The 14,292-nt window shown below is 45.7% G+C and carries 11 protein-coding genes; 1 reads left to right on the forward strand and 10 read right to left on the reverse strand.

What is annotated here, in order from left to right:
* Positions 1 to 27 precede the first annotated feature (27 nt).
* Entirely contained in the window at positions 28 to 1,665 is a 1,638-nt protein-coding gene (pfaD, locus tag HRQ85_RS18695; RefSeq protein WP_172380343.1) for an eicosapentaenoate synthase subunit PfaD, read from the forward strand.
* Positions 1,666 to 1,762: 97 nt separating this feature from the next.
* Here pfaD and hflX read toward each other — a convergent pair whose 3' ends face one another.
* The 10 genes from hflX to HRQ85_RS18745 form a co-directional block, all read right to left on the reverse strand.
* Positions 1,763 to 3,130 carry a GTPase HflX gene (gene hflX / locus HRQ85_RS18700; RefSeq protein WP_123311350.1) on the reverse strand — a complete coding sequence of 456 codons (1,368 nt, stop codon included), beginning with the start codon at positions 3,128 to 3,130 and terminating at the stop codon, positions 1,763 to 1,765.
* Positions 3,131 to 3,355: 225 nt separating this feature from the next.
* On the reverse strand, positions 3,356 to 4,501 hold the full coding sequence (locus HRQ85_RS18705; RefSeq protein ID WP_172380404.1) for a S8 family serine peptidase: 1,146 nt from the start codon (positions 4,499 to 4,501) through the stop codon (positions 3,356 to 3,358).
* A gap of 140 nt (positions 4,502 to 4,641) precedes the next feature.
* Complete coding sequence (locus HRQ85_RS18710) at positions 4,642 to 5,754, reverse strand: ABC transporter ATP-binding protein (RefSeq protein ID WP_050635209.1); 1,113 nt, start codon at positions 5,752 to 5,754, stop codon at positions 4,642 to 4,644.
* 6 nt (positions 5,755 to 5,760) lie between these two features.
* A complete protein-coding gene (locus HRQ85_RS18715) occupies positions 5,761 to 6,618 on the reverse strand; it encodes a carbohydrate ABC transporter permease (protein ID WP_048661487.1) in 858 nt (285 codons plus the stop codon).
* Entirely contained in the window at positions 6,615 to 7,553 is a 939-nt protein-coding gene (locus tag HRQ85_RS18720; RefSeq protein ID WP_009848503.1) for a carbohydrate ABC transporter permease, read from the reverse strand. Before HRQ85_RS18720 ends, HRQ85_RS18715 begins: the two co-directional genes overlap by 4 nt.
* A gap of 181 nt (positions 7,554 to 7,734) precedes the next feature.
* Positions 7,735 to 8,982 carry an ABC transporter substrate-binding protein gene (locus HRQ85_RS18725; protein WP_172380344.1) on the reverse strand — a complete coding sequence of 416 codons (1,248 nt, stop codon included), beginning with the start codon at positions 8,980 to 8,982 and terminating at the stop codon, positions 7,735 to 7,737.
* 110 nt (positions 8,983 to 9,092) lie between these two features.
* Entirely contained in the window at positions 9,093 to 10,538 is a 1,446-nt protein-coding gene (locus HRQ85_RS18730; RefSeq protein WP_172380345.1) for an ATP-binding protein, read from the reverse strand.
* 45 nt (positions 10,539 to 10,583) lie between these two features.
* Positions 10,584 to 11,312: a response regulator gene (locus HRQ85_RS18735; RefSeq protein ID WP_172380346.1), complete on the reverse strand. Its 729-nt coding sequence runs from the start codon at positions 11,310 to 11,312 to the stop codon at positions 10,584 to 10,586.
* A gap of 159 nt (positions 11,313 to 11,471) precedes the next feature.
* A complete protein-coding gene (locus HRQ85_RS18740) occupies positions 11,472 to 12,929 on the reverse strand; it encodes a protein adenylyltransferase SelO (RefSeq protein ID WP_172380347.1) in 1,458 nt (485 codons plus the stop codon).
* 535 nt (positions 12,930 to 13,464) lie between these two features.
* On the reverse strand, positions 13,465 to 14,106 hold the full coding sequence (locus HRQ85_RS18745) for a LysE family translocator (RefSeq protein ID WP_050052731.1): 642 nt from the start codon (positions 14,104 to 14,106) through the stop codon (positions 13,465 to 13,467).
* Positions 14,107 to 14,292 lie beyond the last annotated feature (186 nt).

Consider the following 14,292-nt stretch of genomic DNA (forward strand, 5'->3'; position numbering starts at 1 on the left):
AGACAGAGAATTAGGAAAGAATTTAGTATGACAACTCAAACTACAATCAATAACGAAAAGCTATCTCCGTGGCCTTGGCAGATCGAAGAGAACACAACGCGTTTCGATAGCGCAGCAATGTCGACAATCTTGAAAGATCTAAGCCTTGCTTGTTACGTAGTGAACCACCCAGAAAAAGGCTTAGGCGTAAGTCAACAAGCAGAGATTGCATCGGGCGATTCAGCAAGCTCTGCGAACAGCCAGCCTGTTAGCGCCTTTGCTCCCGCTCTTGGTACACAAAGCCTAGGCGACGAAGATTTTCGTCGTTGCCACGGCGTAAAATACGCGTACTACGCAGGCGCAATGGCCAACGGCATCTCATCTGAAGAGCTTGTAATTGCATTGGGTCAGGCTGGTATTCTTTGTTCATTTGGCGCGGCGGGCTTAATCCCGTCTCGCGTTGAACAAGCGATCAACCGCATCCAAACGGAACTACCAAACGGTCCTTACGCGTTTAACCTGATTCACAGCCCAAGTGAACCTGCGCTAGAGCGCGGCAGTGTTGAGTTGTTTTTGAAGCACAAGGTGAAAACAGTTGAGGCTTCTGCCTTCTTAGGTTTAACACCGCAAATCGTTCACTACCGTGCCGCTGGCCTTAGCCGTGATGCACAAGGCGAGATACAGATTGGCAACAAGGTTATTGCTAAGGTAAGCCGTACTGAAGTCGCGAGTAAATTCATGCAGCCTGCTCCTGTGAAAATGCTGCAAGCTTTGGTTGACGAAGGTCGAATCACAGCAGAACAGATGGAACTGGCACAGCTTGTTCCTATGGCTGATGACATTACTGCAGAGGCCGATTCAGGTGGTCACACTGATAACCGTCCGCTAGTAACCCTGTTACCAACGATTCTTGCGTTGAAAGAACAGATTCAAGCTCAGTACCAATTCAAAACACCGCTGCGTGTTGGTTGTGGTGGTGGCGTCGGCACACCTGACGCAGCTCTAGCTACGTTTAACATGGGCGCGGCTTACATTGTTACCGGCTCTATCAACCAAGCGTGTGTTGAGGCTGGCGCGAGCGAACACACACGTAAGCTGCTTTCGACAACCGAAATGGCTGACGTGACTATGGCTCCGGCGGCAGACATGTTCGAAATGGGCGTGAAGCTGCAAGTGGTTAAGCGCGGTACCTTATTCCCAATGCGTGCGAACAAGCTGTACGAGATCTACACACGTTACGACTCGATTGAAGCGATTCCAGTTGAAGAGCGTCAAAAGCTAGAGAAGCAAGTATTCCGTTCAACACTGGATGATATTTGGGCTGGTACTGTGGCGCACTTTAACGAGCGCGACCCTAAACAGATCGAACGCGCTGAAGGCAATCCAAAACGCAAAATGGCGTTGATCTTCCGTTGGTACTTGGGTCTTTCTAGCCGTTGGTCAAACACGGGCGAACAAGGTCGTGAGATGGATTACCAAGTATGGGCAGGCCCGGCACTTGGCGCATTCAACGCGTGGGCGAAAGACAGCTACCTAGACGATTACCAACAGCGTAATGCCGTCGATCTTGCTAAGCATTTGATGCACGGTGCTGCGTACTTGGCTCGTGTTAATCTTCTTACCTCACAAGGTATCAAGCTTGATCCAGAGCTAGCACGTTGGAAGCCGACGCAAAGAATGGCATAGGCATTTCAATACAGAGTTAATTAAACTCAACGAATAAAAAAAGCGACCTTATCGGGTCGCTTTTCTTTTGGTCATTCTTCTTAAGCTAGCTAAAAGATTAAGATTTCTGCATACGCTTTTTCAAGCGTGCCAAATCAATCGCGCTTGAGCGAACGGTCAATTTAATACACTCGTAGTCGTACTCTTCTTTTACCACACTCATGTTTGAGCGAATCTCACCAATTATGCCTTGGCCAGAATAAGGAATCGTGATCTCTTCTTCGATCATGCCTTCTTCAGCAACACCAACGATGTACTTGTGCAGTTTCGTGATATCCAGAGGATCACGAGTTGACGTTAGCATCGCATCTGGGAATTCTTCGATAAGCTCTAATTGCTGCTCTTCAGTCAATCTATCGCACTTATTCAGCACTAATAGTTTTTCGCTACCTTCTACACCCACTTGAGCCAATACGTCGTGTACCACATCAAGTTGTGCGCGGAATGAAACATCAGAAGCATCAACGACATATAGCAGCAATGAAGCATCATGCGCTTCTGCTAGCGTAGAGTGGAACGAAGCAACCAGATCGTGTGGCAATTTCTTGATGAAACCCACTGTATCCGAAACCAGAATACGCGGCTGAGTAATTGGTTGAAGCGCACGCACCGTGGTGTCTAGCGTTGCGAACAGTTTATCTTCACCCACCACTTCGGTTGCGGTCATTGCACGCATCATCGAAGATTTACCGGCATTGGTGTAGCCAACTAAAGCAACAGTGAAAAGCTCCGCGCGCCTTGTGCGTCGGGTCTTCATTTCATCTTGTACGCTTACTAGCTCACGCTTAAGCGCAGCAATTTGGTCACGTACGTTACGACGGTCTAGCTCTAGTGAAGTTTCACCGGCGCCCTGACCCATTTGACGCTCTTTATCACCCTCAGCCGTTTCACGAAGTCGCGGCACTAAGTAGTTTAGACGAGCGATATCAACTTGCAGACGAGCAGTACGAGTACGAGCGTGGCGGCTGAAGATTTCGATGATGATGCCAGTACGGTCAAATACTTCCACCCCCAAACTCGCCTCGACAGTGCGCAGTTGAGATGGGCTTAAATCACAGTCAAAGACCACAACATCAGCGGCACCGTATTGGAAATTGCCCGTTGGAAGATCATCAAAATCTAGCTCGTCGATTTCTGAATCAAATAGACCTGATTCATCAAGGAAGTCTTCATCTTCTGCTTCTTCAATCGAACCTTGGTAACCGGTTAGGTGTGCAATTTCCGCAAGCTTACCAGCACCCAACACGTTTTGTCGTTGAGTTGAACTGTGGTGCTGCGATTGAGTACCAACCACTTTAAACCCTAGGGTTGTTACTAAGCGAGCAAGTTCGGCAAGAGACTCTTTTGCTTCGTCACCTTTGAAGTCCGGTGTCGTAATAGAAATAAGTAAAGCGTTACTAGCTGAGGGTTTTGCTGTTAGTTTCATGTATTCTTCTGTTTATGCACCAAAGTGCAACCTAGTATTTGGTCTAAAGTTGAGTCGATCCTACGCGTTTCTACGTCAGCTTTATATAGCCACATCACACTAAATATCAGCTTTGATGACAATTAACTGTCTACTCGATGATTATTCACAATAAAAAACGACCCATCAGGTCGCTTTTTATTGCCTACAACGGCATTTTTATACCTACTTAAACTATCAAACAAGTTAATTACTCACTGCAATAGGGTCAGGAGATCCGTCGGGATCATTATTCACATCTCCACCCAAAGAGAATGAGCCTCCGGTGGCTAACAGTACTCCACAAAAGTGAGGAGCCGCCATTGAGGTACCATTGTAAGAAACCGTTCCTCCGCCCGCTTTGGTCGATAACACATCGACTCCCGGTTGAGCGTAATCTACATCAGAGCCATAATTGGAAAAGTATGCGAAATTATCGTTAGATTCGCCAAATGCGGAAATAGTAAATATATTCGTGCCGTTGGTGCTAGCTGGCGTAAACCCACTGGCATCTTGCCCTGAATTACCCGCTGCGATTGAGAAAAATATCCCTTGGGCAGCGGCAGTTTTAATCGCGCTATCTAAGACCGTGGAAGAGCCTGCTCCTCCCAAACTCATATTGGCACAGTCACCAGAGTCACCATAACGAGCAACATGATCAACTCCTGCAATCACACCAGACATTGAACCACTACCACTATTATCCAGAACTCGAACAGGGATCACTTCCACACCGGGCGCAACACCAATGACATCAAAGCCATCGTCGTAAGCTCCTATCGTTCCTGCTACATGCGTGCCGTGACCATTACCATCGCTAGTATTATTTTTCTTACCGCGAGTAAAGTTTGCTCCTCGAGATTTGTTTACATTTAAATCTGGGTGGTTACTGTCAATACCCGAGTCTATAACCCAAGCAACAGATGAGGAATTACTCATATCAACAGTACCACCTTTGACTCTGGTTACACCCCAAGGAACCTGTTGAACAGCCCGCTCAACACTATCTCCACCTCCGCCTCGATTAGGTTTACCCCCTCTCGGCAAAGCGTACATGACGATATCAGGCTCAATGTAATCAATCTCGGGGAACCTATTTTTAAGACCTTTGAGAGCTTGCTCTGGGACCTTAAGAGAAAACCCTTTCAAAGCGTGGCTATATTGATGGCCGATCACACCGTGTCCTTTAGCAACTTCACGCGCGATATCATTCGCCCGAGATTCCGATACACTCTCTTTTAAAACGACAATATAACTGTCTCTCAAATCATGACTAACAACAGCAGATACAGGAGAGGAAAGAAGAGCAAGTGACATTGCTCCTGCAAATATTTGGACTCTCATTACAGACATCCTTTTTCCAAAAATTAATATCTCATAAAGCATAGGTGCTAATGAGTTTTTTATCACTAATATGACAATTAAGCTGTCCTGATACAAAAACACCCCATCCAATGATGAGGTGTTTGGTGAAACTAACTTGCTAGCAACACTTAGAAATCAATTCTCGCTTCCGTCTGAGCATCAAAGAATACTGCTTTGGATAGGTCAAAATGCAGTGGTGCCATTTGACCAACCGATACCTCAAATTCCGGTGACAAGCGACACGCGACTTCTTGATCGTTCACTTTGACCATCGCGATGGTATCGGGCCCTGTCGGTTCCAATACCTCTAACTGTAAGTCTAGCTTGGTTGAGGCAGAGACATCATCACTTTCTTGTTCGGTAATGTGTTCTGGACGCAACCCAATCACCAACTCTTTGCCATCTTGGTCGCGCATACTTTGTGGCAAACGAATGTGGTGTTCTTGATCTGCGGTACCGACCACTTTAATTATCGGATTCTGTTCCTCATCCAAGTCCACCATAGTTTTGATGAAGTTCATTGATGGTGAACCCATAAAGCCCGCCACAAACATGTTGTTTGGCTTGGTGTAGATCTCTTGTGGCGTACCGAGTTGCTGTAGCTCACCGTCTTTCATTACTGCGATGCGATCTGCCAGAGTCATAGCTTCGATCTGATCATGGGTTACATAAACAATCGTAGTATTGAGCTTCTGATGCAGACGTTTAATCTGATGACGCATCTCAACACGTAGCTTTGCATCCAGGTTCGAAAGCGGCTCATCAAACAGATACAACTTAGGACGACGAGCCAAAGCGCGTCCCATCGCGACACGTTGGCGCTGACCACCAGAAAGCTGCGATGGCTTACGATCTAACAACTGTTCGATTTGCAGCATTTCAGCCACTCGATTCACTTCCGCATCAATCTCTTCCTGAGGCATCTTACGAATCTTCAAACCGAAAGCGATATTGCCGCGTACCGTCATATTTGGATAAAGCGCGTAAGACTGAAACACCATAGCAATATCGCGATCTTTGGGCTCAACTTGTGCCACGTCGACACCATCAATCACGATTTCACCCGAGCTAATATTCTCTAGCCCAGCAATGGTATTCATTAGGGTCGATTTTCCACACCCCGAAGGGCCGACAAGTATCAAAAATTCCCCCGAATCGATACTGATGTCGATGCCCTTTAACGTTTCGTTGTCCGCGTTGCGGTAGGTTTTACGGATCTGTTTTAAATCTAATGTTGCCATGGGTAATTATCCTTTTACTGATCCTGCCGTTAGGCCACGAACAAAATATTTTCCTGCGAAGACATAAACCAACAGCGTTGGCAGTGCGGCGATGATCGCGGCGGCCATATCGACGTTATATTCTTTAACGCCTGTACTGGTGTTCACCAAGTTGTTTAATGCCACGGTAATTGGCTGAGTTTCTGAGCCCGAATACACCACCCCGAACAAGAAATCATTCCAAATAGCCGTAAACTGCCAGATCACCGTCACCATAATGATTGGCGTGGAGATCGGTAATAAGATCTTAAAGAAAATCGTAAAGAAGCCTGCACCATCTAGCTTTGCCGCTTTGATCAATTCATCAGGAATCGAGATATAGAAGTTACGGAAAAACAGAGTCGTAAACGCCATGCCGTAGATAACGTGCACAATCACCAATCCGATAGTTGTGTTTGCTAAACCCATCTTGCCAAGCATGGTTGCCATTGGTAGCAGCACAACTTGGAACGGAATAAAGCAACCAAACAACAACAAACTAAAGAACAGGTTTGAGCCTCTGAACTGCCACTTAGTGACCACATAACCATTGAATGCGCCGAGCAATGTTGATATCGCTACAGCAGGAATCACCATTTGGAATGAGTTCCAGAAGTACCCTTTGATGCCTTCACATTTCACGCCAGTACAAGCGGTATCCCACGCTTTGTACCAAGCATCAAACACCCACTCTTTCGGTAAGCTCATCAAGTTACCTGCCTTTATGTCTGGCAAAGTTTTGAATGAGGTCAGTACCATTACGAACAGTGGCATTAGGTACACTAAACAGAAGAAAAGCAGTGCTGAATAGATAAACATTCGGGCAAAATTGATGTTATTCATCATGACTTTTTCTCCCTAAGTTCAGAGTAAAGATAAGGCACGAGAATCGCTAAGATACCGGCAAGCATCATCATGGCACTGGCAGCACCTAGGCCGATCTGTCCACGAGTGAATGAGTGTGCGTACATAAATAGCGCTGGAAGATCCGATGAATAACCCGGGCCACCTGCTGTCATTGCGGTCACAAGGTCGAAGCTCTTAATCGCAATGTGTGACGTGATGATCACCGCGCTGAAAACCACAGGGCGCAAGCAAGGCAGAATGATTTTGAGATAGATAGTGGGTAAGCTTGCCCCATCGATTTGCGCAGCTTTAATGATCGAAGAATCGATACCACGCAAACCCGCTAAGAACATCGCCATCACGAAGCCCGATGATTGCCAAAGTGCTGCGATGACCAAGGTATATACCGACATTTCGGAGTCGACTAGCCAATCAAATTTGAAGTCAGTAAATCCCCAGTCTTGCATCAACTTTTCAATGCCAAGACCTGGGTTAAGGATCCACTTCCACGCCGTACCTGTCACGATGAATGACAGCGCCATTGGGTAGAGATAGATAGTGCGAATCGCCCCTTCTTGACGGATATTCTGGTCAAGCAATACAGCTAAACCGACACCAAGCAAGATAGCAATCGCCATAAATAGAAAACCAAATACGCCGAGGTTGGTGATTGAAGTGATCCAGCGATCGTTGTCCATCAGCTTTTCATATTGGGTTAAACCAACGAAGTTGAAGCTCGGTAGAAATCGAGAGTTAGTGAACGACAACGCTGCCGTCCAAAAAATGTAGCCGTAGATACACACCACGGTCACTAACGCGGTCGGCGCTAGCACAATCTTAGGTAGCCAATGTTGCAACCTGTCAGCAAAACTCGGTTTCGGTGCAGGCTGGCTCCTTGTGGGTTTTGGAGTCGACTCAGTCAAAACATGCTCCATAACTTATCCTTATTGCACAATCGAGCCAATGGCTTACCTCTCGGCACCACATCAGCATCACGCATATCAGAATTGGGAGTGAAGAGTAGATAGGCTCCCTACGAGCCTACCCACCCTGGGGGTTCGATAAAGCAACACAACCCGTCACTCATGTGCGTTGTGTGTCACTTATCAAGTTAGATTAGATAGCCGCTTTCACTGCTTTTGCTAACTTAGCTGCCGCTTGTTTAGGATCGGCATCTTTCTCGTTGAAGAAGTTGGTTACCACGTCGTAAATTGCGCCTTGCGCGTAACTTGTCGTCGCTAGGCCGTGAGCCATACTCGGAACAAGGTCGCCAGATTCCGCACTCGCTTTGAAGGTTGCCATAGAGTCCAACGCACATTGGTCGAACTTAGACATATCCATATCGAGACGTACAGGGATAGAACCTTTGTTTAGGTTAAAGACTTCTTGGAAATCTTTAGTAAGAATGGTTTTTGCTAGGTCTTGTTGCGCTTTTTGGTTCTCTTTGTCACTTAGTTCAAAGAACGCAAAGCTATCGATGTTGAAAGTGAATTGGCCATCAGTACCCGGAGCCGGTGCACAGATGTAGTCTTTACCCGGTACTTTACCTGCTGCAGTAAACTCACCTTTCGCCCAGTCACCCATGATCTGCATCGCTGCTTCACCATTGATAACCATTGAAGTTGCGACGTTCCAATCACGACCCGGAGAGTTGCTGTCGATGTAGTCACGCATCTTTTTAAACTTGGTGAATACTTCCACCATTTTGTCGCCAGATAGAACGTCCATATCAAGATCAACGAACGCTTTGTTGTAGTCTTCACTGCCTAGTACATCAAGCGCAACCGCTTCGAAGACTGTCGCGTCTTGCCAAGGTTGACCACCGTGAGCCAGTGGAATGAAGCCAGCCGCTTTGATCTTATCTGCCGCCAAGAAGAACTCATCTAATGTGGTTGGAACCGTAACGCCTGATTTTTCTAAAACAACAGGATTCGCCCAAAGCCAGTTAACACGGTGAACGTTGACAGGAACCGCCACATATTCGCCGTCCCACTTCATCACTTTGGTCACAACCTCTGGCAGTAACTCATCCCACTGTTCTTGTTTTGCTGTTGCATCGAGAGACGTCAGAAAACCTAAACCACCCCACTCTTGAATATCATGACCTTTGATCTGCGCAGCAGATGGTGGGTTACCTGATACTGCTCGCGTTTTCAAAACGGTCATCGCACTTTCACCGCCGCCACCAGCAACAGCGAAATCTTTCCAAGTATGACCTTGTTCTTCAATCATCTCTTTCAGTACCGCAGCGGATTTTGCTTCACCACCGGCAGTCCACCAGTGAAGCACTTCCACTTCACCAGCTTGAGAAAATGTTGAAGCAGCAAGAAGAGATAGACTAAGTAGGGTTTTATTGATTTTCATTATTATCTTCCATGTTTAGCGGACTCGACGTCCGGTTCAATACAGAGTCTACTTATTCTGATTTGTAAGATTGAAACAAAAGGTAAGCCCAATGTAACAAAATTGTTACATTACACTTCTAGGCCTCTAGGGATATAGACTTTGGCTTCTAAGCCGCCTTGAGGGGAGTTACGAATAATGAGATCTCCGCCGTGTCCGTGTAGGATATTTCGGCAGATCCCGAGCCCTAAACCGTGCCCTTGGTCGTCGGTAGCAAGCCTAAAGTAAGGTTCAAACACCAACTCTAACTTGTCTTCAGGGATACCTTTTCCGTGGTCTTGAATCGTCACGATAACCCACACCGAATCACTGTTGATACCAACCTCAGCTGATGTTCCATATTTCACAGCGTTGTCGATAAGGTTGGTTAGCACACGTTTAATGGCTAATGGTTTGGCGACTAGCGGTTCAACCACAGTGGGCTCAAACTCAACCAAGGTTTGATGTTGGTTGTGCAATTCAATCACAGAGAGCATCATCTCATTGAGGTCGATAATAGCGTTGTTTTCGTGAAGGTCAGTATCTCTTACCGCTTGTAATGCACCTTTGACCATCATCTCCAGCTCATCCAAGTCTTTATTGAATTTGTCTTTCTTTACTTCACTCTCCAACAATTCAGCCCGCAATCTAAGACGTGTTATTGGTGTCTTTAAATCATGAGAAATAGCAGAGAAAAGGTGCTCACGGTCGGCAACATAACGGCGAATCCGCTGCTGCATGCGGTTGAATGCTCGGGTTGCGGTAACCAGTTCTGTCGCCCCCTCTTCGTTAAGTGGAGGCTGCTGAATATCCATGCTCATTTCGTTGGCTGCCCTTGCTAGCTTTTTAAGCGGGCGAACTTGGCGGCGAATCATTAAGTAGGTCAACACCAATAGAATCAGCGTTGAAGAGAGCAAGAAGATCACCTGTTCACGACCAAGAATGGTGTCATCAAGTTTTACATAGGGAGCTGGTAACAGTGCGGCAATATACACCCATTCGTGACTGGCTAGCTCTATCTGAACGACCAAAATAGGTGGATTAAGAGGTTCTAACGTTAAAGTATGATGTGCCCACGATCGAGGGAGATCGCTTAAATATATGTCATTTTTAAGCAAACGGAGATGTTCAGGGCGAGAGAAATCAACACGGACTGATTCCACTTTATTTAGCTTGCTACTCAAAACACTTTCTATCGCTTCAATCGAGGCGGTTTTTAAGCGGGTATCAGGGATCGGTTCGACAATCAAAGCCTCTTTATTGAAAGAAACAAAGAAGCGCGTACCGCCCATATTGCGGATCTGATCTAATACGATATGACGATATTTGACGGGTAGAGACTGAAAGAAAGTCACCGTCGAGGCAAACATATTGGCCATGCTTTCGGAGGCAGAACGAATCCCTTCCAACTCTTTGTGTTTGGATTCGCTATACCAAATAGACGTTGCGATACCCTGAGCAATCACCACGGCTAACAAGGTCAGTAGCAATGTTCTTGCGACCAAGGAATTGGGTTTTAATCGACTCATCCAGTTCATAGGAAGTACTTCATTGGCAAGGCGTTCATTAACAGCACTTAATTATCAGTGTTCATACTGAACAGGCACAGCGAGGATATAGCCATTGCCGCGCATGGTTTTGATGTAGTGAGGATACTTGCCACTGTCGCCCAATCGGCTTCTCAGGCGACTAAGCTGCACATCAATGCCTCGCTCAAAAGGCAACGCTTCACGGCCTCTGGTAGCGAAAGAGATGGTGTCACGGTCGAGAACTTGGTTAGGACGAGTTAAGAACAACATCAACAGAGAAAAATCACTGCCCGACAAATCCATCTCTTCTGAGTGTTCATTGTGGGAAATTCGATGCGCTAATGTATCAAGCGTCCAGTCCCCAAAAATAATCTGCTTTGGCAATGCATCACTTGGCTTGTCATCCACCACTTGAACGCGGCGCAACAACGCTTTGATACGAGCCATTAACTGACGAGGGCTAAACGGCTTGGCAATGTAATCATCAGCACCAATTTCTAAGCCGATAATCTGGTCGGTTTCATCCGATACGGCAGTAAGCATGATGATAGGCACATTCGATTGCTTACGGACGCGTTGACACAGGGTAAAACCATCGTCACCGGGTAGCATCACATCCAGCAGAATCAGATCTGGATAACCTTGGTTTTGCAGATGAGCTTCTAGTTCAATACCATCTCCCACAGAAGAGACATCGAAACCCGATTTTGTGAGGTACTCTTCCAGCAGCTCGCGGATTTCTTGATCATCATCCACCACGAGAATTCGAGTATTTGTTGGCATCGCCCAAACCTATTAAATTTACAACTTATTCACATAGTGTATAGGCTGGCCGATTGTTTGATTATTGACATGTTTGTAAAGTTAGAAGAACAAACAGATAAAGATCACAACTTAGTGACCTCTACCTGAATCTTTAGGGCTTAATCCGCTATTGGTTGGTTATGAAGAGCAGCTGATCTCCATGGCTTTACCCCACTCAGGAGGTAGAGCCGCAAGGTATTCATAATCCGGGTGTTCCGCATAAGGGTCAGCCAGTACCACCATCAAAGCGTCAATATCGCTGCTATCACCGCGCTCTGCTTTGTCGATAGCTAACTGAGCTAGGTAGTTTCTAAGGATGAATTTAGGGTTTACCTGCCTCATCTTTTCGCAGCGCTCGGCCACTGAGCTCTCTTCCAGTTCGCAACGTTGTAAGTAGTTATCTACCCACAGTTTTGCTGCCTCGCGGTCGATAACCAAATCAATCACTTCTTGTGGCGATAAGGTGTCTAGGTTCGATAGCGTTCTAAAGAACCTTGGGTAGTCGACTTTGTTTTGCGACATCAGCTCGAACATAGATTCAAACAAACGACTGTCGCCTTCTTGTTTCGAAAGTAGCCCTAACTTACGACGCATCATCTGACTAAAGTAACCGTTCATTTGCGGTTCGTACTGCTCTAAAGCCGCCTCTAAGTCGACCTTATCCACCAGCGGAGAAAGTGAGTGAGCCAGTGCAGACAGGTTCCATAAACCTATTCTCGGTTGCTGGTTGAATGCGTAGCGCCCTTGATAATCCGAGTGATTACAGATCAAGCGAGGATCGTACTCGTCAAGAAACGCGAACGGACCGTAATCGAAAGTTTGCCCGATGATCGACATGTTATCGGTGTTCATCACGCCATGAGCAAAACCATTCGCTTGCCACAACGCGACCATTTCCGCAGTGCGATCGACAATCTCATTAAACATGGCAGCGTAAGGCTTTTCTTCATCAAGGCATTCCGGGAAGTGCCATTCGATGACTTTATCAGCCAGTAATTTATGTTCTGCCAACTGATTGGTGTAAAACAGATGTTCAAAGTGACCAAATCGAATGTGGGATTCTGCAGCACGCACCAGTAATGCCCCCCACTCTTGCTTTTCACGATAAACTGGCGTGTCACTGGTCATCATAGCTAATGCACGTGTGGTTGGGATATTGAGCCCTGCCATCGCTTCGCTACATAAGTACTCACGAACCGTTGATCGAATAACAGCACGTCCATCGCCCATACGAGAATATGGCGTTTTACCTGCACCTTTGAGGTGTAAATCAAACGTTTCACCACTTTTCGCGACAACTTGAGTTAATAACAGCCCTCTTCCATCACCTAAATCCGGATTATAAGAACCAAACTGGTGGCCTGCGTATTTCATTGCTACAGGCGAAAACTGCTCAGGTTCAACATTGCCAGATAACGTTTCAAGCAATTCCTCGGAAGCATCATCAAATGACGGAAAGCCGAGTTCATCCGCAAGCTTATGGTTCCATGCGAGCCATTGAACATTGTTTAGCGGTGTAGGTTGAATTGGGGTATAGAACAGTCGAGGTAATGCAGTAAATCGATTGTTAAATGAAATAGAATCCCAGACAGACATGAGAGATACACTGTAGATAAAAGATAACTTAAGATTATCACAGTTTCGTAACAACTTCAGAAGTGCGATGGCGCTTGTTTATAGAGATAAGGTGACAAACCAGTCCACAGGAAGAAAGTGGCGACTAGGAGTAAATGACTAGGGGAAGCTTGCTAGAAGAAGATGACTAAGAAAAAGTTAAGTGGCTAGCCTGATGAGAAAAGCCACATTTATAAGAGAAAGAGTTCTGACTTTGAAGACTTTTTAACAAGTGATTTCATAATAAAAACTAAAACTATAGAGCCATTAAGCTGACTACATTAGAGCAAGAATACCCACTAGAGAAAGGGTAGAGAAAATCCAAGTACGACTGATTACGCCAAAGTTACTGTGTTGAATCATTTCTTGATGCTGCATATGTCTCTCCTTGAGAACGTGATGGTGTAACTACAATATATCGGCTTTTCGCCAAAAGCAGCAAGCATATTAATATTAACCTTTTATGACAGCATCAAGAATATTCTGTAATCATTCACTTCTCAGATAAAACAAAAAGTTATGCTCGACTGGTCGTCGAAAGCAGTGCACCAGCTCCAATAAAGACACCTCCAGTGACACGATTAAAGACCTTAGCTCGGCCTTTCGCAAACAACCAATTTGACGACTTCGCGCCCAAGTAGGCATACACCAGTAACCAAGACAATTCCATCACTGCGAAGGTCAAAGCAAACACGGTAAACTGGGGAACCAGAGCGATCGATGGGTCAATAAATTGAGGGAAAAGTGCGGTAAAAAACAGGATAGCTTTGGGGTTACTTGCGCCAACAATAAAGCCACTTAAGTAATGCTGCGCAGCGCTTTCTTTAACAGATTGAGCACCGCCTTGTTGATTCGATAGCTTGTCATAATCTTGTTGGCTAGAGCGCAGAGATTTCCAGCCGAGGAAGATTAGATAAGCCGCACCAGTCCATTTTATGACATTAAATACCACTTCAGACGAAGCAATAATTACCCCTAGCCCGGTAAACGATAAGGTTAGAATGCCAGTAATCGCAGTTAAGCTGCCCAACGCGGTAAATATCGATAATTTAAAGCCAGATTGCACACCTTTGGTCATGCACAATAAAGAACTTGGGCCTGGTGATGCCGTTAAGATCAGCACCGCTAATAAATAATAAATCCATGTATCAAAGCTCATCGTGAATCCTCCTTAACTCACTAAAACGACTAAATATTAAACACCAATATGTAATAAGCCCTCATATTAATCAACTAAATATTGCGCTGAAATTCTTCGATATAAACGCAAACATCTTTAATCTAGGCAATAAAAAACGCCATGCAGAAATGCATGGCGTTTAAATAAAAACGTTTCAAATCGAAC

Source organism: Vibrio sp. Vb339 (genome assembly GCF_902751245.1).
Classification (GTDB): Bacteria; Pseudomonadota; Gammaproteobacteria; order Enterobacterales; family Vibrionaceae; genus Vibrio; species Vibrio coralliirubri.